The organism is Bacillus atrophaeus, from assembly GCF_001584335.1.
Lineage (GTDB): Bacteria > Bacillota > Bacilli > Bacillales > Bacillaceae > Bacillus > Bacillus atrophaeus.
Genome location: NZ_LSBB01000018.1, coordinates 1 through 22,670 on the forward strand (window position 1 = coordinate 1; position 22,670 = coordinate 22,670).

Genomic DNA, 22,670 nt, shown 5'->3' on the forward strand with positions numbered 1-22,670 from the left:
GCGGAAGAGGCCACGCCGTCAGTGCCGGAAGCAGAGCTGCGCCAAGAGGCCGAAGCAGAAAAGCAAGCAGGAGAAATCACTGCCGCGCCGCCAGAAACAGTACTGCGTCAAGAGACTGAAGAAACAGCGGAAATGAGTGCAGCAGAAGAGGCCGCGCCGCCGGTGCCAGAAACAGCACTGCGCCAAGAACCGGAGGAAAAAGCTGAAGAGAAGGCTGCGGAAGTTTACTCATCGCCGCTCCCTGAGACTGTACTGCGTCAAGAGGCGGAAGAAGAAGCAAGTATAGCGAAAATTTCTGCCCCGCCGCTGCCTGAGGCTGCGCTGCGCCAAGAATCGAAAGAAGAAGCGGAAGCTGCTGCCCCGCCGGCTTCTGAGCCAGTGCTTCACCAAGAGGAAAAGAAGGAGTTTGAACCGCTTCTGCGCGTCGGTACGAAAAAACGTTCGGAGGAAAAGACAGATTCGGAATGTGAACCTAGTCTGCATGCCGAACAGGAACCATCTGATGAAGCGGGTGAGAATAGCTTTGCGGAAAATCAGTCATTGACTGAAGAGCCTGAGGCAGACCTGACACCTGCTTATCGCGCATTTTTACCTGAACATGAACCAGAGGAACACTCACTCTACTCAGCGCCTAAGCTATTAGAGGAGAGTGAGGAAGAACGAGAGGAAGCCGGTTTTGAAATCGAAGTGAGAAAAACATCATCAGCTGAAAAGGCCGATGAAGAGTTCCATCCTGAATTTTCCTTTCAGCTGTCCCATACGCCAGAATCGGGAAGTAAAGAACCGGCGGCTCATACAAAAAGAGCGCCAACAGCTGAAACGGAGGAACCGCAAGCTAGAGAAAATAATAATTCTCTCTATTTAACAAAACTTTTCACAAGAGAAGAAGAAGAGTTTTCAAGAATGAAAATATGCATTGTTCAGCAGCAGGATACGATTGACCGTGTGTGTGAACGGTATGATATCAGTTCACAGCAGCTGATCAGAATGAATGCTTTATCATTGGATGCAGAATTAGAAGAAGGGCAGATTCTCTATATACCGGAATACAACAACAGCCATGCATAAATCCGAGTGATTTGAAAATGTGGTGAATGGAATGGAAGATGTCCAAACGGTTCTTGCGGAATATGGGCTGACAGCGGAATTTATAGAACCTGTCAGTCCGCGTGTATGTAAAGTGTATACAAATTACGGCATTTTTGCACTGAAACAGCTTGATGTGAAACGGAGCAGGCTTTTTACAGATCAAATGCTGGCGCTGGAGGAAAAAGGTTTTCGTTCTTTTGTGCCTATATACAGAACGAATTCGGGTGAATTTTTTTCAGGCGGAATGCAGACTCGGAATGCTTATTATTATTTGATGCCTTGGCTTCAATATGACCAAGCGGAAGAACGGGATCAAAAGCATGAATATCTGTTTAAAGAAACTGCGCGACTTCATGAGAGGACTGTGCAGGAAATCAAAATCAGCAGCGAGGATATTAGACGCCATTATGAGAACACGAAGAAAAAGTGGGAGAATGAAAAGCTAAGTTATGAGCAGTTTGTAGATCAGGCAGAAAAAGAATGGTACCTTTCACCGTTTGAACTGCAGGCTGTCACATGTTTTTCCGAAACGATCTCTGCTGTGGATTTTGCGATTGACCGGCTTGGAGACTGGTACGAAGCCATGAAGGAAAAGAGTGATTACAGAATTGTCATGAATCATGGGAGCCTGTCAATCCATCATTTTTTGTATAACGATGCGGGATCAGGTTTTTTTACAAATTTCGAGAAAGCCTCTGTCGGTCCGCCTCAAAATGATTTAATCGGCTTTTATGCGAGAACGTTCAGAAGCTATCCTAAATCTTGTCCGGAGTGTCTTGACTGGTTTTATACGTATCATAAAGCTTTTCCTCTATATGAATCGGAAAACAGCCTTTTTCTCAGTTATATGGCTTACCCCGCTGCTTTATATAAAGTGCTGAACCGTTACCAAACCAATCAAAGGCTTCATGAAAAAGAGGAATGCGCCCATTTGCTGAGGGCTTATTGGCAGATGAAAAATACGGAACCCTTTGTTATGAAAGTTCATCAGATTGAACAAGAGAAAAAATTTCAAACTGAAAACGGGTCTGCGTCTTAATGGCGCGGACCCGTTTTGATTACAGCCATTCCAAATGAAACGCGCAGGCGAAAAATATTAATATCCCGAGCAGCAAAACATCAAATGTTGTCGGAAAGATGATAGTCCTGATAGCTTGAAAGACTGCTATCGGAATAATGACTTGCGCGGAGGCGTGACGTATCTGTCTAACCCACGGAGGCAACGAATAAGAGTTGATTTTTTTTCTCACAATGCATCCCCCTCTTCGTATATGCAAGCATCATATGTAAACTTGGGCGATGGGTGCATGCCCATTTTTGTATAGGCAGCCGGGTTTTTGGAAAAGATGATTGACGAATAGAAAACACTTTTACTATAATAAAGAGCATAAATGAAGTATATAACGAGCTGATATATACACCTGCTTGGAACGGGAAGAGTACAAAAAAGACGCATGCAGAGAGAGAAGCCGCTTGCTGAAAGGCTTCTTATGACAGTCTTATTGGAAGGTCGCCCGGGAGCAAAATTTCTTGAACTCGAGTAGAGAAATTCGGGGCGCACCCGTTATCCGTTTAAGTGCATGAACGTATTGTTCATGAAAAAAGGTGGTACCGCGAAAGAGCTTTTCGTCCTTTACAGGGATGAAGGGCTCTTTTTTAGTTGCTCAGCCATTTCTAAACATGCTGGAGGGTTACGATGGAAACGAATGAACAAACAATGCCGACGAAATATGATCCGGCGGCAGTTGAAAAGGACAGATATGACTTTTGGTTAAAGGGAAAATTCTTTGAAGCCAAAAACGATGAAACAAAAGAGCCTTACTCTGTGGTTATCCCGCCGCCAAACGTAACAGGCCGGCTTCACTTGGGCCATGCGTGGGATACGACGCTGCAGGACATTGTGACACGGATGAAACGGATGCAGGGCTATGACGTTCTGTGGCTTCCGGGGATGGATCATGCCGGGATCGCCACTCAGGCTAAGGTTGAGGCAAAACTGCGTGAAGAGGGCACAAGCCGCTATGATTTAGGCCGTGAGAAATTCCTTGAAGAAACGTGGAAGTGGAAAGAAGAGTACGCTGAATTCATCCGCAGCCAGTGGGCGAAAATGGGTCTTGGCCTTGATTATTCACGTGAGCGCTTTACGCTAGATGAAGGCTTAAATAAAGCTGTGCGAGAAGTATTTGTGAAGCTTTATGAAAAAGGCTTGATCTACAGAGGGGAATACATCATCAACTGGGACCCTGCGACAAAGACTGCGCTATCCGATATTGAAGTCATTTACAAAGACGTTCAAGGCGCTTTCTATCATATGAGCTATCCGCTGTCTGACGGATCAGGAACAATTGAAATCGCCACAACCCGCCCTGAAACGATGCTTGGCGATACGGCAGTGGCGGTCCACCCTGAAGATGAGCGCTACAAACATCTTATCGGGAAAACGGTCATTCTGCCGATCACAAACCGAGAAATTCCGATCGTCGGAGATGATTATGTCGATATGGACTTTGGTTCAGGCGCCGTTAAAATCACGCCTGCGCATGATCCGAATGATTTCGAACTTGGAAATCGTCACAATTTAGAACGGATTCTTGTTATGAATGAAGACGGCACGATGAACGAAAACGCTTTACAATATAACGGCATGGACCGTTTCGATTGCCGCAAAACGCTTGTTAAGGACTTGCAGGAGGCCGGCGTCCTCTTTAAAATCGAGGACCATATGCATTCTGTGGGACATAGTGAACGAAGCGGCGCATGTGTCGAGCCATACCTATCAACCCAATGGTTTGTAAATATGCAGCCCCTTGCCGATGCAGCCATTAACTTGCAGGAAAAAGAAGAAAAAGTGAACTTTGTTCCTGACCGCTTTGAAAAAACGTACTTGCACTGGATGGAAAATATCCGCGATTGGTGCATATCCCGACAATTATGGTGGGGACACCGCATTCCAGCTTGGTATCATAAAGAAACCGGAGAAGTGTACGTCGGTCTGGAAGCGCCGAAAGACAGCGAAAATTGGGAGCAGGACAATGATGTGCTTGATACGTGGTTCAGCTCAGCGCTTTGGCCGTTCTCGACAATGGGCTGGCCTGATATCACTGCGGAAGACTTCAAACGATATTACCCGACGGACGTTCTTGTGACAGGGTACGATATCATTTTCTTCTGGGTGTCCCGTATGATCTTCCAAGGAATTGAATTTACTGGGGAGCGTCCGTTTAAAGATGTCTTAATTCACGGTTTAATCCGAGATGAACAAGGCAGAAAAATGAGTAAATCGCTTGGCAACGGTGTCGATCCGATGGATGTCATTGATCAATACGGCGCTGATTCACTGCGTTATTTCTTAGCGACCGGAAGTTCACCGGGCCAGGATCTTCGTTTCAGCTATGAAAAAGTGGAATCAACATGGAATTTCGCCAATAAAATTTGGAACGCCTCCCGTTTTGCTTTAATGAACATGGATGGCATGACTTACGATGAGCTTGATCTATCTGGCGAAAAAACTGTGGCAGATAAATGGATATTAACGCGTTTGAATGAAACGATCGAGAGCGTGACTCAACTCGCTGATAAATATGAATTCGGTGAAGTCGGCCGCCATTTGTACAACTTCATATGGGACGACTTCTGCGATTGGTACATTGAAATGGCGAAGCTTCCGCTGTACGGTGAAGATGAAGCGGCTAAGAAGACAACCCGTTCCATCCTTGCTTATGTGCTGGATCAGACGATGCGTCTGCTTCACCCGTTTATGCCGTTTTTAACGGAGGAAATTTGGCAGCACCTTCCTCACGAAGGGGAATCCATTACAGTCAGCGCATGGCCTGTTTCAGTACCGGAGCATACCGACACAGAAGCGGCAGCGGATATGAAACTTCTCGTAGAGCTTATCCGTTCTGTGCGTAATATCAGAAGCGAAGTCAATACGCCGATGAGCAAGCAGGTCGAACTGTATATTAAAACAAGCACAGAAGAAATCGCAGCACGCCTTGAAGCGAATCGCTCATACGTTGAGCGTTTTACGAATCCGAGCATGCTGAAAATCGGCACTGATATCGAGTTTGCCGATAAAGCAATGACAGCTGTAGTGACTGGTGCAGAGGTCATTCTCCCGTTAGAAGGGCTGATTAACATAGATGAAGAAATCGCCCGTCTGCAAAAGGAATTCGATAAGCTGACAAAAGAAGTCGAACGTGTCCAAAAGAAACTTGGAAATGAAGGCTTTATCAAAAAAGCTCCTGCACACGTCATTGAAGAAGAACGTGAAAAAGAAAAAGATTATGTGACAAAACGCGATGCTGTTCAAGCAAGAATGGCTGAGCTGAAAGGCTGATAAAAGCCGGGGCGGTTTCTTCGGAAGCCGCCTTGTCCTATAAAAGAGGGGATTTAAGTGTTTACTACCTATGAGGAAGCGATAAGCTGGATTCACGGGCGCCTGAAATTCGGCGTGAAGCCCGGAATTGAGCGAATGAAACGGCTGATGAAGGGCCTGGAGCATCCTGAAAAAAAGATCCGCGCTCTGCATGTGGCGGGGACAAATGGAAAAGGGTCCACCGTGGCGTTTATCCGTTCATTTTTACAGGAAGCAGGCTATTCAGTCGGAACTTTTACATCACCGTTTATCATCACATTTAATGAACGGATCAGTGTGAACGGCTCACCGATTTCCGACGGGGAATGGACCATGCTTGTCAATGAAATAAAACCCCTTGTCGATGGGCTTGACCAAACAGAACTTGGGCCTCCGACAGAATTTGAAATCATTACGGCCTGTGCGTTCCTATATTTTGCAAATCACAGCTCTGTTGATTTCGTTATTTTTGAAACCGGGCTGGGGGGAAGATACGACTCCACGAACATTGTCGAGCCGATTTTAACTGCTATTACGAGCATCGGTCATGACCATATGAATATTTTAGGAAACTCTATAGAAGAAATCGCCGGCGAAAAAGCGGGGATTATTAAAGCAGGAATTCCGATCATTACAGCCGTTGCGCAGCGGGAAGCCTTGCGGGTGATCCAAGACGAAGCCGCTGAAAAATCAGCCCCGTTTCAGTCTTTGCATGAGACTTGCACTCTTTTTGACGAAGAAGCATTGTCTTCAGGCGAACGCTTTTCATTGAAGACCGGCGAAAAGCTGTATGAAGAGATGCAGACATCCTTAATCGGGACACATCAAAGACAAAACGCCTCTTTAGCGATATTGGCTGCTGAGTGGCTTAACAGACAAAAACAGGCCGGCATCAGTGATGCAGCATTGCGGCAAGGATTAAAGAAAGCAGCATGGCCGGGAAGATTTGAGCTCGTGAAGGAAAATCCTCCTGTGTACCTGGACGGCGCACATAACAAAGAGGGCATCGATAAACTGATTGAGACGGTTAAACAGCGGTTTGGCGATAAAAAGGTAAACATCGTATTCAGTGCTTTAAAGGATAAGCCTTATTACGAAATGATCAAAGCTATGGAAGAGATTGCCCATTCCATCCATTTTGCGTCCTTTGATTTTCCGCGGGCATCCCTTGCCAAAGACCTTTATGATGCAAGCGATATATGTAATAAAACCTGGGATGAGGATCCTGACCATGTGATCAAATGGATAGATAGCAAAAAAGATTCAAATGAAATTGTCATTGTCACCGGTTCCTTGTATTTTATCTCTGACATTAGGAAAAGAATAATATCATAGCGGTTATTCTTATGAACCGGCAGAACAGACAGGCCATCTGTCTATTTTGCCGGTTTTTTCATGGTGAAAATCTCATTTTGTACATGAAGGGTAAAGTGGCTTTCTGTGCTACAATCCACACCAGAACTAAAGACAGAAAAGGTGTGTTGTTTGATGGTTTTTGTCATGTTTATCCTCGGTCTCATCTTCGGGTCCTTTTTCTATGCGGCAGGCTGCCGTATCCCCTTACAAATCTCCATTATAAAACCGCGCTCATCCTGTTCATTCTGCCGCCATCCGTTGTCTTATGCTGAATTAATCCCGGTTTTCTCTTTCTTTCTGCAAAAAGGCAGATGTAAAAGCTGTGCACAAAAACTGTCGCTGATGTATCCGGCCGCAGAGCTTTGGACAGCAGGTTTGTTTACGGCAGCTTATCTGCGTTTCGGTTTATCCGGGGAACTTTTTGTCGCGCTGCTGCTCATATCCTTGCTGAGCATTATCGTGGCATCAGATATTCACTATATGCTGATCCCTGACAGTGTGCTGATGTTTTTTCTCCCTTTTTTGATAGCAGGAAGAATGATTGCACCGCTTCCTGCTTGGTATGATAGTTTATCAGGAGCCGCAGCCGGTTTTTTCATGCTGGTCTTGATTGCCGTACTCAGTAAAGGAGGAATCGGGGGCGGCGATATTAAGCTATTTGCCGTTTTGGGTATCGCGCTTGGTGTTAAAATGCTGATCGCAGCCTTTGTCCTTGCTGTCTTTATAGGTATGCTGTACGGCGCATGCGGCACGCTGTCAGGAACGCTCGATCGAAAACAGCCGATCCCCTTCGCCCCTGCGATAGCTGCCGGAAGCTTGGTAAGTTATTTGTACGGTGAAGAAATATTATCACTCTATGTCAAAATCGCCATGTACTGACCCCGCTGAAAAATTTGACGAACGGTTTTTGGACAAGGCGACAAAAGTCTTGTTCTTTTTTTTTTCGCCTATGCTAAAGTGTGAAGCATGAAAAGTCCATAGAACGGTCAAAGAAAGCGAGGGGGAAGTGAAAATGAAAAAACGGAAAAGAAAAAAAAACGGAAAAGCTTCAGAAAAAGCCCTTAAGGTGACGATTAACGGAAAAGAAGAAACCGTGTTTGAAGATGATCATTCAGAAGAAAAGCAGGACAAATCCGTAACTTTTTCTAATTGGGAGGAAAGAAGAAAGGCAGAACAAGAGATCGCGGCTTCCAAAGAAGAGACATCAAAGATTGACGAAGATGAATTCAACTGGGATTCTCAAGAGGATGAAGTGTTTAAAGAAGACCCAAAAGTCGTTCCGCCGTATAAAAAGAAGAAAAAAGCAGGGGCTCCCTTGCAATCTAAAAAGAAAACAGGACCGGGAAAGCCTGTGAAAAGACTGGTCACAACCGTCGCGTTTGCAGCGGTGTTAGGAACAGGGCTGGGTCTTTTTGCTTTAAATCTTTCTGGAAATAAAGAAGCGTCGGCACCCGCGTCGGCAAGCCAAGGTTCACAAGGACAAACAGCGAAGGCAGGAGATGCGGCGGCAGATAGTCAAACTGACAGCGGTACAGGGAAAACGGGCCAGGCGGACGGTACATACAAAACATATGCTGTGCAAGCGGGTAAATTCTCTTCTGAAACAGGGGCCAAAACGTTAGCCAAGCAGCTGACCGAAAAAGGGTACTCAGCCGTTTCTTTATCAAAAGATGACGGGTATACCTATGTGATAGCCGGTCTAGCAGCGGAAAAAGATATATCGCAAAAATTAGGACAATCGTTAATTGATAATGATTTTGAAGCATGGGGAGGAAAAGAACTGTCCTTGTCCATAGATCAGGATATGACAGATTCCTTCAAGGAAACATCAGAACTCTCAGCGAAAGCCATTATCGGCAGTGAAGTGCCAAAATCGAGTGTAGAGAAAATAGAAAAATCGCTCAGCAAAACAGATGCGGGTAAAACAGAACAAAAAGAAGCGATCCTTCAGGCTTTAAAGGAATTAGAAGACCCAAGTGCGGAATCCGGCTGGAAAGCCCAGCAGCTTTTGTTGGGATTAATCAAATAAATGAATGCCAGAGCTGCGTCCTTGTGACGGGCTTTTTTCATTTTGTCATGAAAAAGTTATTTTTCTGAAATTGTGGTTAACTCTATCATTTGGTAGTATAAACAAGTATCTTTTTTTCTTAAGCAAACCCTGAAAGGATGACTATCATGACAAAGCGGCTTATTCTGGCATCACAATCTCCGCGAAGAAAAGAACTCCTCAATCTTCTCCAGCTGCCCTACAGCATTATCGTCAGCCAAGTGGAGGAAAAATTAAACCGAAACCTTTCACCGGAAGAAAACGTCCAATGGTTGGCAAAACAAAAAGCTGAAGCTGTAGCTAAGGATTATCCGGATGCTGTCGTTATCGGCGCCGACACGATTGTCTGCCTGGACGGCGAGTGCCTCGGCAAACCTCAAGATAAAGAAGATGCGGCGGATATGCTGCGGAGGCTTTCGGGCCGAAACCATGTTGTATTGACAGCCGTCAGCATCCAATCCCATGATCACAGTGAAACTTTCTATGAAACAACTGAAGTAACGTTCTGGCCGCTTAGCGAAGAGGACATATGGACTTATATTGAAACGAAAGAACCGATGGATAAAGCAGGTGCGTACGGCATTCAAGGAAAAGGCGCGCTTTTTGTAAAAAAAATAGACGGGGATTATTATTCAGTCGTAGGGCTTCCAATATCGAAAACGATGAGGGTCCTGAAAGATTTTGATATAGAGGCCTGATTATCAAAACGAGAAGGGGAAGACAAAGGGGGGGCTTGATCATTCATGATCTGCCGTTAAAACTCAGAGATTTCCCTGAAAAAGAAAAACCAAGAGAACGGCTGCTCCAATACGGGGCTGAAAACTTAGCCAACAATGAATTGCTCGCCATTTTGTTAAGAACAGGTACGAAAAAAGAATCTGTGATGGACCTTTCAAATCGGCTTCTGCACTCATTTGAAGGTTTGCGTCTGCTAAAGGAAGCCTCTGTTGAAGAGCTTTCCGGCATCTCAGGAATCGGCTTAGTGAAGGCTGTTCAAATTTTGGCAGCCATGGAACTGGGCAGCCGCATCCATAAACTCGCCAATGAAGAAAAATACGTTGTCCGTTCCCCGGAAGACGGGGCAAACTTCGTGATGGAGGACATGCGTTTCTTAACCCAAGAGCATTTTGTCTGTTTATATTTAAATACAAAAAATGAAGTCATCCATAAACGCACTATATTTATCGGAAGTCTGAATTCATCTATTGTCCATCCCCGGGAGGTGTTTAAAGAAGCTTTCAAACGCTCAGCCGCTTCCTTCATCTGCATTCATAATCATCCTTCCGGCGATCCTACTCCGAGCAGGGAAGATATTGAAGTCACAAGACGGCTGTTTGAATGCGGAAATTTAATCGGCATTGAACTGCTTGACCATTTAGTCATCGGCGACAAAAAATTTGTGAGTTTAAAGGAAAAAGGATATTTGTAACACTTTTTTTTTCGTTAAATTAAGCTATAATAGAGTTTATGAGTTTTTCCCTTTAGGGTATTTTTGCTTTAAGAAAGGAAGATACATACATATGTTTGGAATTGGTACAAGAGACCTTGGTATAGATCTTGGAACAGCGAATACGCTTGTGTTTGTAAAAGGTAAAGGAATTGTTGTGAGAGAGCCGTCAGTTGTGGCGCTGCAGACGGATACGAAGTCAATCGTTGCCGTCGGGAATGACGCGAAAAATATGATCGGGAGAACGCCGGGAAATGTTGTGGCCCTTCGTCCGATGAAAGACGGCGTTATCGCTGACTATGAAACAACGGCAACAATGATGAAATATTACATCAATCAGGCCATTAAAAATAAAGGCATGTTTGCGAGAAAACCTTATGTCATGGTTTGTGTCCCTTCAGGCATTACAGCGGTCGAGGAACGCGCTGTCATTGATGCAACAAGACAAGCCGGAGCTCGCGACGCTTACCCGATTGAAGAGCCGTTTGCTGCTGCGATCGGTGCGAATCTTCCTGTTTGGGAACCGACAGGAAGCATGGTCGTTGATATCGGAGGCGGCACGACGGAAGTGGCGATTATCTCCCTCGGAGGCATCGTAACGTCACAATCCATCCGCGTCGCAGGGGATGAAATGGATGACGCGATTATCAGCTACATCAGAAAAACATACAACCTGATGATCGGAGACCGCACCGCTGAAGCGATTAAAATGGAAATCGGATCTGCTGAATCTGCCGAAGAATCAGACAAAATGGAAATTCGCGGCCGCGACTTGCTGACTGGCCTGCCGAAAACGATCGAAATTACAGGAAAAGAAATTTCTAATGCATTGCGGGATACCGTATCTACCATTGTTGAAGCGGTGAAAAGCACGCTTGAAAAAACACCGCCGGAGCTTGCTGCCGACATCATGGACAGAGGAATTGTATTAACCGGAGGCGGAGCCCTTCTCCGCAATCTTGACAAAATCATCAGCGAAGAAACAAAAATGCCGGTTTTGATCGCCGAAGACCCGCTTGATTGTGTTGCAATCGGCACAGGAAAAGCACTGGAGCATATCCATCTTTTTAAAGGGAAAACAAGATAATCGGGAGTTAAATAGAAGAGGTGTAACACGATGCCGAATAAACGGTTAATGCTATTACTTCTGTGTATTATCATATTGGTGGCTATGATTGGATTCTCGCTGAAGGACGGCCGAAAGACCACCTGGCCTGAAAAACTTATCGGTGATACGACGGGAGTATTTCAAAATATTTTTCACACGCCTGCCGAATTTTTCGCAGGAATATTTGAAGACATTGATGATCTGAAAAACACATATGAAGAAAATGAACGGCTGAGAAAGAAGCTTGACGGACAGACGCAATATGAAGCCAAACTTCAGGCGCTTAAGGATGAAAATAAATCCTTGCGTGACGAACTCGGCCATGTAAAATCAATTAAAGATTACGATCCGATTTTAGCAACAGTCATCGCGCGAAATCCGGATAAATGGTACACGCAGATTACGATTAATAAGGGCACTCAGCAAAAAGTGGCAAAAGATATGGCTGTCACTAATGAAAAAGGTGCTTTAGTCGGTAAAATTAAAAGCTCGGGGCTGAATAACTTTACGTCTGCGGTGCAGCTTTTAAGCGATACTGACCGAAATAATCGGGTTGCGACAAAAATTTCAGGGAAAAAAGGCAGCAAAGGCTACGGTTTAATCGAAGGCTATGATACGAAGAAAAAAACGCTCACGATGAAAATCCTTGATCCTGACGAAAAACGAGAAGTGAAAAAAGGCGACCTTGTGGAAACATCGGGCACAGGGGGAGTATTCCCTGAAGGGCTGACAGTCGGAGAAGTGACTGAGGTAGAGCCTGATGCCTATGGTTTAACAAAAATTGCCCACGTGAAACCTGCTGCAGATATATATGACCTGAACAATGTCATCGTGGTAAAACGTGATGTGCCGGCTGTTGATTCAGAGGAGGAAGGATCGTGAAACGTTTCCTTCTCCCTTTGATTATGCTGGTGGTTTTTTCTGCAGAAAGCATCTATACCGATCTGGTGAAACTTCCTTTTGTCACGGATGATCAACTGGCCGTTCCGCATTTTCTTATGATCGTGCTGATCTTTATGTCTGCATATATAAACAAAAAGCATGCAGTCGTCTATGGTTTCATTTTCGGCCTCCTATATGATATAAATTATACAGGGCTGCTTGGGGTTTATATGTTTGGATTTGCGGGACTATGCTACTTAGCTGCGAAAGCCTTTAAAGTGCTGCAAACAAATGCATTTGTTGTGATGCTGGTGGCAGTGGTGGCCGTTTGTGTGCTTGAATTTTATGTGTATGGCATCCAGTCGTTAATAAATAAAGACATTATGTCATTTAATGACTTTGTCATTCAGCGGTTTTTACCGACAGCTATACTGAATATTGCAGGTGCGATCGTTCTTATTGTACCTTTTAGATTATTTTATATGAGTCTAAAGAAAGAATTGCGAGACGAGTAAAAAAGGATTTTAGCTTTTTTTGACGAAATGAGTATGTTGTTGAGGTGAACATTGTGAAGACCAGAAAGCAGCAATATGTAACAATAAAAGGAACAAAGAATGGTTTGACATTGCATCTGGATGATTCGTGTTCTTTTGATGAGCTTCTGGACGGTCTTCAGAATATGCTGTCAATCGAACAATATACCGATGGTAAAGGTCAGAAAATCAGTGTTCATATTAAACTCGGAAATCGTTATTTACATCAGGAGCAAGAAGAACAGCTGATTGAATTAATAGCGTCAAAGAAAGATTTATTTGTTCATTCTATTGTCAGTGAAGTCATCACTAAAAAAGAAGCACGGCGTATGAAAGAGGAATCGGAGATTATTTCCGTTTCTAGAATTGTCCGTTCTGGCCAAGTGCTTCATGTGACGGGTGATTTGCTGCTGATCGGAGATGTGAATCCGGGCGGAACGGTTCAGGCCGGCGGAAATATCTTTGTTCTTGGATCTTTAAAAGGAATAGCCCACGCCGGATATAACGGGAACAAACAGGCTGTGATCGCCGCTTCTGAAATGCTGCCGACACAATTAAGAATCAGTCACGTATTAAATCGCTCCCCAGACCACATTCAACAAGGGAACGACATGGAATGTGCTTATTTAGATACAGACGGAAATATGGTCATTGAACGCCTTCAACATTTGGCTCATTTAAGACCTGATCTAACAAGGCTTGAGGGAGGAATGTGAAATTGGGTGAGGCTATCGTAATAACTTCGGGAAAAGGCGGAGTAGGTAAAACAACAACATCTGCAAACCTCGGTACCGCCTTAGCCATTTTAGGGAAGCGCGTATGTTTGGTAGATACAGATATAGGGCTGCGCAACCTTGATGTCGTGATGGGTCTTGAAAATAGAATCATATACGACTTAGTAGACGTTGTAGAGGGCAGATGCAAAATGCATCAGGCGCTTGTGAAAGACAAGCGTTTTGATGACCTGCTTTATTTAATGCCGGCAGCGCAAACGAGCGACAAGACAGCTGTTGTTCCTGACCAAATAAAGACGCTGATTCAGCAGCTCAAGCAAGAATTTGACTACGTGATTATCGACTGTCCTGCGGGTATCGAGCAGGGATATAAAAACGCGGTCTCCGGAGCTGACAAAGCAATCGTCGTAACGACACCTGAAATTTCAGCGGTCAGAGATGCCGATCGTATTATAGGTTTGCTGGAGCAAGAGGAAAATATCGAGCCGCCTCGTCTCATTGTGAATAGAATCAGGAATCACCTGATGAAAAACGGAGACACCATGGATGTCGATGAAGTCGTTCATCACTTGTCGATTGATTTGATTGGAATCGTTGCCGATGATGATGAAGTCATTAAAGCCTCGAATATAGGCGAGCCGATTGCGATGGATTCAAAAAATCGCGCTTCTATCGCATACCGCAACATTGCCCGCCGTATTTTAGGAGAATCTGTTCCTTTACAGGTGCTTGAAGAGCAAAACAAAGGAATGATGGCTAAGATTAAATCCTTTTTCGGAGTGCGGTCTTAATTTTATTTTTTCATAGAACGGCAGAAAAAGATCTGACATGAAAGCGATGGCTTTGTCAGATCTTTTTTGTGTTTTGAGTTAACGTTTTTCATCCTTGGGTTTAAACGAATATTTGCTGTGGACAAGACATATTATGTACAAACCCAACGAATGCAAAGGATGATGGCTATGACTCACAGAGCAGATGAGATTAGAAAAAGATTGGCGAAAAAAAGAAAACAGCAGGCTGGATCAAAGCGTCCCTCTATTCAGACGGTTTCCGAAAAAAAGAAGCCGCCGTCTTGGGTAATGATGCCGGAGCATGAAAAACATGGGGCACTTCCGGCGTACGAGGATGAAATCCCGCCATTCAACGGAAAACACCCTTTGTTCAAAACTGATTCAATCATATTAAAATGCCTGCTGTCGGCTTGTCTTGTCCTTGTATCTGCTATAGCCTATAAAGCAAACTTTGAACCTTTACACCAGATCAAGCCGGCTATTGCCCAAACCTTTGGGAAAGAATTTCAATTTGCATCAGCAAGCAATTGGTTTGAAGCAAAATTCGGAGACCCTCTGGCTTTCCTCACCCCTGAAACGAAGAAAAAAGATAGCCAGGTAGAAGTGGGCCAAGACCTTGCTGTACCGGCTTCAGGAAAAATTCAGCAAGATTTTCAGGATAATGGCGAGGGGATAACAGTTGAAACAAGCAGTGATACGATAGACAGTATGAAAGAAGGCTACATCATCGAAGTGAATAAAGACAGTGAGACAGGTTTGACCGTTAAGGTGCAGCACGCCGACAATACATACAGCATATACGGACAGCTAAAAGATGTTGATGTAGCTTTGTATGATTTTGTCGATAAAGGCAGCAAGCTCGGCACGATTAAGCTGGATGAGAAAAATAAAGGGCTCTATTATTTTGCCATCAAAGAAGGAGACACATTTGTCGATCCGATTCAGGTGATTACATTTGAATAAATGGCTGGACCTTATCATGAGAATTCATGTTCACCCTTTTCTTTGGATCATCATAGGGATTGGGCTGGTGACGGGACGCATCAAAGAAATATTGTGTCTGCTTGTCATAGTATTAATCCATGAGCTGGGGCACGCTGCTTTGGCAGTTTTTTATTCGTGGCGGATCAAACGTGTTTTTTTGCTGCCGTTTGGAGGAGCCGTGGAGGTTGAAGAGCATGGAAACAGGCCGCTGAAAGAAGAATTTGCGGTAATCATCGCCGGTCCCTTACAGCACATATGGCTCCAGCTCGCCGCTTGGATACTCGCGAGCTTCGAGATCATAGAGCCGCACACGTTTGAGATGTTTACATTCTATAACCTGACGATTCTTTTCGTGAATCTGCTGCCGATTTGGCCGCTTGATGGCGGGAAAATCGTATTTCTTTTGTTGTCTAAGCGATTTGCCTTTCAAAAAGCGCATTGGCTCTGTTTAAGAACTTCGCTGTGCTGCGGTTTGCTTCTTGGCTGCTGGATTTTATTTGCGGTCCCCATGCAAATCAGCGCATGGGTGCTGTTTGTTTTTCTCGCGGCTTCATTATTTGATGAACATCGGCAGCGGCATTATACACACGTAAGGTTTCTGTTAGAAAGATATTACGGAAAAAAGCGTGATGTCGAAAAATTGATTCCGCTTACGGTAAAGGCTGAGGACAAAGTGTATCATGTGATGGCTAAATTTAAACGCGGCTGCAAACATCCGATTATTATTGAAAAAGCCGGCGAGAAGGTCAGTGAGCTGGATGAAAACGAAGTGCTTCACGCTTATTTTGCGGATAAACGGACAAATTCCTCAATGGAAGATCTTTTGCTTCCGTATTAGTGAGGAAATAGATTGACATAAGCCCTCTATTTTGATATATTTTTTAATGTTATGGATGTAGCACCATTGCTACAACCGCTCAGCGCAGGTGATAAGTGCTTATGCCCCCTGCTGTCTGGCGAGTCTTAGTCTAATAGGAGGTGCAGAGAATGTACGCAATCATTAAAACAGGCGGAAAACAAATCAAAGTTGAAGAAGGTCAATCTGTTTATATCGAAAAACTTGCTGCTGAAGCAGGCGATACAGTGACTTTTGAAGACGTTTTGTTTGTTGGCGGAGACAATGTGAAAGTCGGCAACCCTACAGTTGAAGGCGCAACAGTTACAGCTAAAGTTGAAAAACAAGGCCGTGCTAAAAAGATCACTGTTTTCAGATACAAAGCAAAGAAAAATGTGCATAAAAAACAAGGTCATCGTCAGCCTTATTCTAAAGTTACGATCGAAAAAATCAACGCGTAAGGCGTGTGTGATATGATTCAGGCAACAATCAGAAGGTCCGGCTCAGAAAAAGGCATATTGTCCTTTGAAATGACGGGCCACGCGAATTTTGCTGAACATGGACAAGATCTCGTATGTGCAGGAGTCACTGCTGTCGTATTTGGAGCGGTCAACGCGGTTATTGCGCTCACCGGCATAGAGCCGGTTCTTGATATAGGGGACGACGGAGGATATTTCTACTTTGAATTCCCTGAAGCCCCTGATCAGGAGGCCCTTCAAAAAGCTCAGCTGCTGATTGAAGGCATGATTGTTTCACTTGAGACAATTGAACGGGATTATAATGGTTACTTGCGGGTAACCACAAACAAAATATAGGAGGTGAGCTACATGCTTAGATTAGATCTTCAGTTTTTCGCTTCTAAAAAAGGGGTAGGTTCTACAAAGAACGGACGTGACTCTGAGTCTAAACGTTTAGGTGCTAAACGTGCAGACGGTCAATTCGTATCTGGTGGTTCTATCCTTTACCGTCAACGCGGAACAAAGATTTACCCAGGTGAAAACGTGGGCCGCGGAGGAGATGACACTCTTTTCGCTAAAATCGACGGAACTGTTAAATTCGAACGTTTCGGACGTGACCGCAAAAAAGTGAGCGTATATCCTGCAGCTCAATAATGACACAAAAACTCCGGTCGATGGACTGGAGTTTTTTTTGCAATACGCGGAGTAACATCAAGAATGATGAGCAGAGTATGTGCGAAGTGAACCCCGGCTTGAGCGAGAATTTGGTTTCTCATACCCACTGGAATGTTCCCCAAGCAGTAATACACAAAATGTTTCTGCCTGGCTGCAAAAGAAGCATGCTCAGAAAAAAGGAACATGATTTTCTAGGAAAAACAAGTGTTTTTCTAACATTGCCTTCTCTGTTATAATTCATAGTACACACTTATACAGACTCCTAAATAGAAATTCAAATGATTGGGAGTGCGAAAATGAAGGATGTATCAAGAAAACAAGAAGAAAATCTCAGCGAAACAGCTTTAACAAACGAGCTTATCCATCTGCTCAGCCATTCAAGGCATGATTGGATGAATAAGCTGCAGCTCATTAAAGGAAACTTAAGCTTGCAGAAATATGACCGTGTTTTTGAAATCATTGATGAAATGGTCATTGATGCAAAGCATGAATCAAAGCTCTCAAACCTGAAAACACCGCATTTAGCATTTGATTTTCTCACGTTTAATTGGAAAGCCCAATATATGACGCTTGAATATGAAGTGCTCGGAGATATTAAGGATATGTCTGCCTATGATGTGAAATTGGCAAAACTGATGAGGAAGCTTTTTCATATATTTGATCAGGCGGTTAGTAAAGAAAGTGAAAATCATCTGACCGTATCGCTGCAAACAGACCATCCTGACAAACAGCTTATCCTGTACCTTGACTTTCACGGAGCTTTTGCCAATGCAAGCGCATTTGACGAGTTTCGGAAGGCCGGGTACGAGGATTTTGACGTCATGCGTTTTGAGATGACCGGTCACGAGTGTCTTGTTGAAATTGGGATGAATTAGCGGTGTTTTTTACGGTTTAGAACGGAGGACATTATGTTTGTAGATCAGGTGAAAGTGTATGTAAAGGGCGGCGACGGCGGCAACGGTATGGTTGCGTTTCGCCGTGAAAAATATGTTCCGAAAGGCGGACCTGCCGGCGGTGACGGAGGAAAAGGCGGCGACGTCGTTTTTCAGGTGGATGAAGGTCTCCGGACGTTAATGGATTTCAGATATCAAAGGCACTTTAAAGCGATTCGCGGAGAGCATGGCATGTCTAAAAATCAGCATGGCCGCAACGCTGATGATATGGTGATTAAAGTTCCGCCGGGCACTGTCGTTACAGATGATGATACAAAGCAGGTCATTGCTGATTTGACAGAGCACGGACAAATAGCGGTGATCGCAAGAGGCGGAAGAGGCGGAAGAGGAAATACACGTTTCGCGACGCCGGCCAATCCCGCTCCGCAGCTTTCAGAGCAAGGCGAGCCAGGGAAAGAGCGGTATATCGTGCTTGAATTAAAAGTGCTCGCAGATGTCGGGCTTGTCGGCTTCCCAAGTGTCGGAAAATCGACGTTGCTGTCCGTTGTATCTTCAGCAAAGCCGAAAATCGCGGATTATCATTTTACAACGCTTGTGCCGAATCTAGGCATGGTTGAAACTGATGATGGCCGCAGTTTTGTTATGGCAGATTTGCCGGGATTAATCGAAGGAGCCCATGAAGGCGTCGGACTTGGACACCAATTTTTGCGCCATATTGAGCGGACTCGCGTAATTGTGCATGTCATTGATATGTCAGGCTTGGAAGGCCGGGACCCTTACGAGGATTATCTGACCATTAATCAGGAGCTGAGCCAGTATAACCTTCGGCTGACAGAGCGTCCGCAAATTATTGTTGCCAATAAAATGGACGTGCCCGAGGCGGAAGAACATCTGGCGGCTTTTAAAGAAAAGCTGACAGATGACTATCCCGTTTTTCCAATCAGTGCGGTGACAAGAAGCGGTCTTCGTGATCTTCTGTTTGAAATCGCCAACCAATTGGAAACAACGCCTGAATTCCCTCTTTACAATGAGGAAGAGCTGGCGGAAAATCGCGTTATGTACACAATGGAAGATGAGGAATCGCCATTTGAAATTACCCGAGACCCTGACGGTGTATTTGTGCTTTCAGGAGACAGTCTTGAGCGGTTATTCAAAATGACAGACTTCTCCAGAGACGAATCAGTCAAACGTTTCGCCAGACAGATGCGCGGAATGGGTGTGGATGAAGCACTGAGAGAACGCGGGGCAAAAGACGGAGATATTATCAGGCTCCTCGAATTTGAGTTTGAATTTATTGATTAATAAACGTAGAGAGCCTGCAAGCCGGGCTCTCTTATTAAAAAGGAGGGATGCAAGTGAAAGAGGAAACGTTTTATCTTGTCCGTGAAGACGTTTTGCCTGAAGCTATGAGAAAAACCCTCGAAGTCAAAAAACTAATTGACAGAAAAAAGGCGGAATCTGTTGCGGATGCCGTTCAAAAGGTAGATTTAAGCAGAAGCGCGTTCTATAAATACAGAGATGCGGTTTTTCCTTTTTACACAATGGTGAAAGAACAAATTATCACGCTTTTTTTTCATTTAGAGGACAGGTCAGGCGCGTTATCACAGCTGCTTCAAGCTGTAGCTGACTCCGGAAGCAACGTTCTTTCCATTCACCAAACCATCCCGCTTCAGGGAAGAGCAAATGTAACGCTGTCAATCAGTACATCGGCAATGGAAGAGGATATTCATACCTTAATGAATAAACTGAGAAAGTTTGATTTTGTAGAAAAAGTCGAAATCTTAGGTTCAGGTGCGTAAGGGGAGAGAGTTTACATATGAAAGTCGGTTACTTAGGTCCAGAAGCTACATTTACACATTTAGCAGTCAGTTCTTGTTTTCAAAACGACGTCACTCATGTTGCGTACCACACGATCCCGGAATGCATGGATGCGGCAGTGGCGGGAGAAATTGATTTCGCCTTTGTGCCTTTAGAAAATGCATTGGAGGGTTCTGTCAACTTAACGATAGACTACTTAATACATGAGCAGCCATTACCCATTGTGGGTGAAATGACGCTGCCGATTCATCAGCATTTGCTCGTTCATCCTTCCAGAGAGAATAAATGGGAGAGCCTGGGACAAATATACTCGCATTCTCATGCCATTGCACAATGCCACAAGTTTCTCCACAAGCATTTTAAAACAGTGCCATATGAATATGCCAAATCGACCGGAGCGGCGGCAAAGTATGTCAGTGAAAATCCGCAGCTTAATATCGGTGTCATTGCCAATGAAATGGCGGCTGCTACATACGGATTAAAAATCGTAAAGCATGATATTCAGGATTACAGAGATAATCATACCAGATTTGTTATCTTGTCTCCTGATGAGAACGCGGGGTATGAAGTCAACCCGCATTTAGTTTCCAGACCAAAAACGACGCTTATGGTAACGCTGCCCCAGGATGACCAATCAGGAGCGCTTCACAGAGTGTTATCGGCTTTTTCATGGAGAAATTTAAACCTTTCAAAAATAGAATCCCGTCCGACAAAGACAGGATTAGGCCATTATTTCTTTATTATTGATATCGAAATGGCGCTTGATGCTGTATTGATTCCGGGAGCCATTCAAGAGCTTGAAACGCTGGGATGCAGTGTGAAGCTTCTTGGAAACTATCAGTCATACAAGCTGTAGAAAAAAAGCCCTCAGAAGGGCTTTTTTTAGTCTGTGATTAAAATGCCGGCTGCTTCAAGTGCCTGGCAAGCCTGTTGAATCCGGTGCTCATCAGAAGCCGTTAAAGTGTGAAGGTGAACGCCATTGGTCAGCTGCGATAAGTACGAGGCATTCGTTGAATTGATTTTTTTCATGAAATGCTGTACTTCTTTCCGGGTGCCGACCCGTAAGGAAGCGGTTAAATCTCCGTACACAGGGTGTTCAATGATCACGTCTTTTACCGTTACGCCCTCATCTACAATAAGCTGCAGCTCTTCTTCAGTCCGTTCCGGGCCATGCAGGCATGCTACGATTTTTTCCGCCGCCTGCTGCTGTCCGGTTGAATCTATATATACATATCCTTGGCTGGTGGCAATGATCGGTTCATTTTTAGCTTTTAAAAGTGAAATATCCTGAACAATCACCTGTCTTGAAACATTCGCTTGTTTTGCCAGTTGTCCTCCCGTTAGCGGTGATGTGGATTCTTTTAGCCAAAGAAGAAGCTTGTCACGCCTGTTGGCGCCCGTAAGCTTTACTCTTTCTGTCAAAATCATGATCTCCTTTCTTTTGCTTCTGCAGCAATGTAAACGTATGTAATAATAAGTCCAGATGTTCGGTTGTTGTCGTATTCCCGAAAGAAATGCGAATAAATTGGAGCGCTTCCTGTTCCGTCTTTTTCAAAGCTTTCATTGTTTGAGAAGGTCCATGGTATCCGGCAGAACAAGCGCTTCCGGTTGAAATGCAAATATTATTACGATTACATTCTAACATAACATATTGTCCTTCAAAGGAGTGAAAAAAACACCCGACAATATGGGGGAGGCAATAGGTTTTTGAGTCTTCCAATGCAAGCGTCACGGGAAGGGAGCGTATCTTGATCTGTTTCAGGAAATAACGCCGTAAGTTTTGATAATGCGTGATGTTTTGAGACAAGTGGTTTACTGTGTGCTCCGCTGCCTCAGCAAAAGCTCCTATCCCAGGCACATTCACTGTTCCGGCCCTAAATCCGTTTTCATGCAGAGTATACGGATACAGAGGCTTCCAATTGATACCCGGCCGAATATAAACGGCGCCGACTCCTTTTGGGCCGTAAACTTTATGGCTTGAAACAGAAAGTGCGTCAATTCCTGAATCATCTGCATCAATCGGAATTTTCCCGAAGGTTTGGACAGCATCGCAATGAAGCAGGATATCTTTTTCATGGAGGAGTGCTGAAATGCTCCGAATATCCTGGACAACCCCTGTTTCTGAATTGGCATGCTGAATCGATACCAATCCCGTCTCGGGGCGGAGGTGGGATTCTAATATTTCCCTGGTAATATGTCCATATTCGTCAGGCTCAATGATCGTAATATCAAAGCCCTGATTAGCGAGAAAGGCGGCTGTGTTATGAATAGATTGATGCTCCATAGCAGTCGTAATAAAGTGTCTTTTTTGTTCAGGCAGCCCGTTTAATAAAGACTGTATGGCCAGCATATTAGCTTCCGTCCCGCCGCTAGTAAAATAAATCCCTTCAGCCGATCCCCCGATCAGCTCCGCTATTTTTCTCCGGCTGTAATCTACTATAAGTTTCGCTTTTCCGCCCGCATCGTGAAGACTGCTCGCATTCCCGTAAATATCGGTGCTCAGCTGGTTGAACACCAGAAGGGCCTCACTGTATATCGGTGTTGACGCTGCAAAATCCAAATAGATCATGATGTCAGTCTCCTATCCGTTCAAAATAAAAAACTCTTGAGTTTATTTTATCTCTGTGTAAATATAGGTGTCAAGACAGGCGTAAATAACAGGA

The 22,670-nt window shown here is 44.4% G+C and carries 25 protein-coding genes and 2 other annotated features; of the genes, 22 read left to right on the plus strand and 3 right to left on the minus strand.

The window, feature by feature from the left end; translation table 11 throughout:
* On the plus strand, window positions 1-1,068 hold a 1,068-nt coding region (locus AXI57_RS08715), incomplete at its 5' end, for a LysM peptidoglycan-binding domain-containing protein (RefSeq protein ID WP_155724086.1).
* Window positions 1,069-1,099: 31 nt separating this feature from the next.
* Window positions 1,100-2,128 (plus strand): spore coat protein YsxE, encoded by a 1,029-nt coding sequence (ysxE, locus tag AXI57_RS08720; RefSeq protein WP_061669845.1) that lies wholly within the window; start codon window positions 1,100-1,102, stop codon window positions 2,126-2,128.
* 19 nt (window positions 2,129-2,147) lie between these two features.
* Here the strand turns inward: ysxE and AXI57_RS08725 are convergent, their stop codons facing one another.
* Window positions 2,148-2,339: a hypothetical protein gene (locus tag AXI57_RS08725; RefSeq protein ID WP_061572654.1), complete on the minus strand. Its 192-nt coding sequence runs from the start codon at window positions 2,337-2,339 to the stop codon at window positions 2,148-2,150.
* A 167-nt stretch (window positions 2,340-2,506) separates the two neighbouring features.
* Window positions 2,507-2,726: a binding site (T-box leader), on the plus strand.
* Between the two features lie 59 nt (window positions 2,727-2,785).
* Here AXI57_RS08725 and valS point away from each other — a divergent pair.
* The 20 genes from valS (at window position 2,786) to pheA (ending at window position 20,863) form a co-directional block, all read left to right on the plus strand.
* A complete protein-coding gene (gene valS / locus AXI57_RS08730; RefSeq protein ID WP_061669846.1) occupies window positions 2,786-5,428 on the plus strand; it encodes a valine--tRNA ligase in 2,643 nt (880 codons plus the stop codon).
* 57 nt (window positions 5,429-5,485) lie between these two features.
* Window positions 5,486-6,781, plus strand: coding sequence for a bifunctional folylpolyglutamate synthase/dihydrofolate synthase (locus AXI57_RS08735; protein ID WP_061669847.1), 1,296 nt, complete (start codon window positions 5,486-5,488; stop codon window positions 6,779-6,781).
* 153 nt (window positions 6,782-6,934) lie between these two features.
* Complete coding sequence (locus AXI57_RS08740) at window positions 6,935-7,681, plus strand: prepilin peptidase (RefSeq protein WP_061669848.1); 747 nt, start codon at window positions 6,935-6,937, stop codon at window positions 7,679-7,681.
* Window positions 7,682-7,814: 133 nt separating this feature from the next.
* Window positions 7,815-8,831, plus strand: a complete 1,017-nt coding sequence (locus tag AXI57_RS08745; protein ID WP_061669849.1) for an SPOR domain-containing protein — start codon at window positions 7,815-7,817, stop codon at window positions 8,829-8,831.
* Between the two features lie 146 nt (window positions 8,832-8,977).
* The gene (locus tag AXI57_RS08750; protein WP_061669850.1) at window positions 8,978-9,547 is read left to right on the plus strand and encodes a Maf family protein; all 570 of its coding nucleotides are present in this window, start codon (window positions 8,978-8,980) and stop codon (window positions 9,545-9,547) included.
* Between the two features lie 35 nt (window positions 9,548-9,582).
* Window positions 9,583-10,278 (plus strand): RadC family protein, encoded by a 696-nt coding sequence (gene radC / locus AXI57_RS08755; RefSeq protein WP_003325238.1) that lies wholly within the window; start codon window positions 9,583-9,585, stop codon window positions 10,276-10,278.
* 91 nt (window positions 10,279-10,369) lie between these two features.
* Window positions 10,370-11,383 (plus strand): cell shape-determining protein MreB, encoded by a 1,014-nt coding sequence (mreB, locus tag AXI57_RS08760; protein WP_003325239.1) that lies wholly within the window; start codon window positions 10,370-10,372, stop codon window positions 11,381-11,383.
* Window positions 11,384-11,413: 30 nt separating this feature from the next.
* A complete protein-coding gene (mreC, locus tag AXI57_RS08765; RefSeq protein ID WP_003325240.1) occupies window positions 11,414-12,286 on the plus strand; it encodes a rod shape-determining protein MreC in 873 nt (290 codons plus the stop codon).
* Window positions 12,283-12,801: a rod shape-determining protein MreD gene (gene mreD / locus AXI57_RS08770; RefSeq protein WP_010789374.1), complete on the plus strand. Its 519-nt coding sequence runs from the start codon at window positions 12,283-12,285 to the stop codon at window positions 12,799-12,801. Before mreC ends, mreD begins: the two co-directional genes overlap by 4 nt.
* A gap of 53 nt (window positions 12,802-12,854) precedes the next feature.
* On the plus strand, window positions 12,855-13,535 hold the full coding sequence (gene minC, locus AXI57_RS08775; protein ID WP_003325242.1) for a septum site-determining protein MinC: 681 nt from the start codon (window positions 12,855-12,857) through the stop codon (window positions 13,533-13,535).
* A 2-nt stretch (window positions 13,536-13,537) separates the two neighbouring features.
* Window positions 13,538-14,344 (plus strand): septum site-determining protein MinD, encoded by an 807-nt coding sequence (minD, locus tag AXI57_RS08780; protein WP_003325243.1) that lies wholly within the window; start codon window positions 13,538-13,540, stop codon window positions 14,342-14,344.
* Window positions 14,345-14,512: 168 nt separating this feature from the next.
* Entirely contained in the window at window positions 14,513-15,307 is a 795-nt protein-coding gene (locus AXI57_RS08785; RefSeq protein ID WP_061669851.1) for a peptidoglycan DD-metalloendopeptidase family protein, read from the plus strand.
* Entirely contained in the window at window positions 15,300-16,166 is an 867-nt protein-coding gene (locus tag AXI57_RS08790; protein WP_061669852.1) for a M50 family metallopeptidase, read from the plus strand. The genes AXI57_RS08785 and AXI57_RS08790 overlap by 8 nt, the downstream gene beginning before the upstream one ends.
* 63 nt (window positions 16,167-16,229) lie before the next feature.
* Window positions 16,230-16,302 (plus strand) — a sequence feature (ribosomal protein L21 leader region).
* Window positions 16,303-16,315: 13 nt separating this feature from the next.
* Window positions 16,316-16,624, plus strand: a complete 309-nt coding sequence (gene rplU / locus AXI57_RS08795; RefSeq protein ID WP_003325249.1) for a 50S ribosomal protein L21 — start codon at window positions 16,316-16,318, stop codon at window positions 16,622-16,624.
* A 12-nt stretch (window positions 16,625-16,636) separates the two neighbouring features.
* Window positions 16,637-16,978 carry a ribosomal-processing cysteine protease Prp gene (locus tag AXI57_RS08800; protein WP_003325250.1) on the plus strand — a complete coding sequence of 114 codons (342 nt, stop codon included), beginning with the start codon at window positions 16,637-16,639 and terminating at the stop codon, window positions 16,976-16,978.
* 12 nt (window positions 16,979-16,990) lie between these two features.
* Window positions 16,991-17,275, plus strand: coding sequence for a 50S ribosomal protein L27 (rpmA, locus tag AXI57_RS08805; RefSeq protein ID WP_003325251.1), 285 nt, complete (start codon window positions 16,991-16,993; stop codon window positions 17,273-17,275).
* A 317-nt stretch (window positions 17,276-17,592) separates the two neighbouring features.
* Window positions 17,593-18,171, plus strand: coding sequence for a sporulation initiation phosphotransferase B (locus tag AXI57_RS08810; RefSeq protein ID WP_003325252.1), 579 nt, complete (start codon window positions 17,593-17,595; stop codon window positions 18,169-18,171).
* Between the two features lie 33 nt (window positions 18,172-18,204).
* On the plus strand, window positions 18,205-19,491 hold the full coding sequence (obgE, locus tag AXI57_RS08815) for a GTPase ObgE (RefSeq protein ID WP_003325253.1): 1,287 nt from the start codon (window positions 18,205-18,207) through the stop codon (window positions 19,489-19,491).
* Between the two features lie 53 nt (window positions 19,492-19,544).
* On the plus strand, window positions 19,545-19,988 hold the full coding sequence (thrR, locus tag AXI57_RS08820) for a transcriptional regulator ThrR (protein ID WP_003325254.1): 444 nt from the start codon (window positions 19,545-19,547) through the stop codon (window positions 19,986-19,988).
* A gap of 17 nt (window positions 19,989-20,005) precedes the next feature.
* Window positions 20,006-20,863 (plus strand): prephenate dehydratase, encoded by an 858-nt coding sequence (pheA, locus tag AXI57_RS08825; RefSeq protein ID WP_061669853.1) that lies wholly within the window; start codon window positions 20,006-20,008, stop codon window positions 20,861-20,863.
* A gap of 26 nt (window positions 20,864-20,889) precedes the next feature.
* On the opposite strand, the gene AXI57_RS08830 is transcribed toward pheA, so the two are convergent.
* Complete coding sequence (locus AXI57_RS08830; protein WP_003325256.1) at window positions 20,890-21,429, minus strand: transcription repressor NadR; 540 nt, start codon at window positions 21,427-21,429, stop codon at window positions 20,890-20,892.
* The gene (locus AXI57_RS08835) at window positions 21,389-22,576 is read right to left on the minus strand and encodes an IscS subfamily cysteine desulfurase (RefSeq protein WP_061669854.1); all 1,188 of its coding nucleotides are present in this window, start codon (window positions 22,574-22,576) and stop codon (window positions 21,389-21,391) included. The genes AXI57_RS08830 and AXI57_RS08835 overlap by 41 nt, the downstream gene beginning before the upstream one ends.
* Window positions 22,577-22,670 lie beyond the last annotated feature (94 nt).

Coding starts and splice junctions, on each gene's coding strand:
- ysxE (WP_061669845.1), top strand. CDS start 1,100: ATGGAAGATGTCCAAACGGTTCTTGCGGAATATGGGCTGACAGCGGAA.
- valS (WP_061669846.1), top strand. CDS start 2,786: ATGGAAACGAATGAACAAACAATGCCGACGAAATATGATCCGGCGGCA.
- AXI57_RS08740 (WP_061669848.1), top strand. CDS start 6,935: ATGGTTTTTGTCATGTTTATCCTCGGTCTCATCTTCGGGTCCTTTTTC.
- AXI57_RS08745 (WP_061669849.1), top strand. CDS start 7,815: ATGAAAAAACGGAAAAGAAAAAAAAACGGAAAAGCTTCAGAAAAAGCC.
- AXI57_RS08750 (WP_061669850.1), top strand. CDS start 8,978: ATGACAAAGCGGCTTATTCTGGCATCACAATCTCCGCGAAGAAAAGAA.
- mreB (WP_003325239.1), top strand. CDS start 10,370: ATGTTTGGAATTGGTACAAGAGACCTTGGTATAGATCTTGGAACAGCG.
- mreC (WP_003325240.1), top strand. CDS start 11,414: ATGCCGAATAAACGGTTAATGCTATTACTTCTGTGTATTATCATATTG.
- AXI57_RS08785 (WP_061669851.1), top strand. CDS start 14,513: ATGACTCACAGAGCAGATGAGATTAGAAAAAGATTGGCGAAAAAAAGA.
- rplU (WP_003325249.1), top strand. CDS start 16,316: ATGTACGCAATCATTAAAACAGGCGGAAAACAAATCAAAGTTGAAGAA.
- AXI57_RS08800 (WP_003325250.1), top strand. CDS start 16,637: ATGATTCAGGCAACAATCAGAAGGTCCGGCTCAGAAAAAGGCATATTG.
- rpmA (WP_003325251.1), top strand. CDS start 16,991: ATGCTTAGATTAGATCTTCAGTTTTTCGCTTCTAAAAAAGGGGTAGGT.
- AXI57_RS08810 (WP_003325252.1), top strand. CDS start 17,593: ATGAAGGATGTATCAAGAAAACAAGAAGAAAATCTCAGCGAAACAGCT.
- obgE (WP_003325253.1), top strand. CDS start 18,205: ATGTTTGTAGATCAGGTGAAAGTGTATGTAAAGGGCGGCGACGGCGGC.
- pheA (WP_061669853.1), top strand. CDS start 20,006: ATGAAAGTCGGTTACTTAGGTCCAGAAGCTACATTTACACATTTAGCA.
- AXI57_RS08835 (WP_061669854.1), bottom strand. CDS start 22,576: ATGATCTATTTGGATTTTGCAGCGTCAACACCGATATACAGTGAGGCC.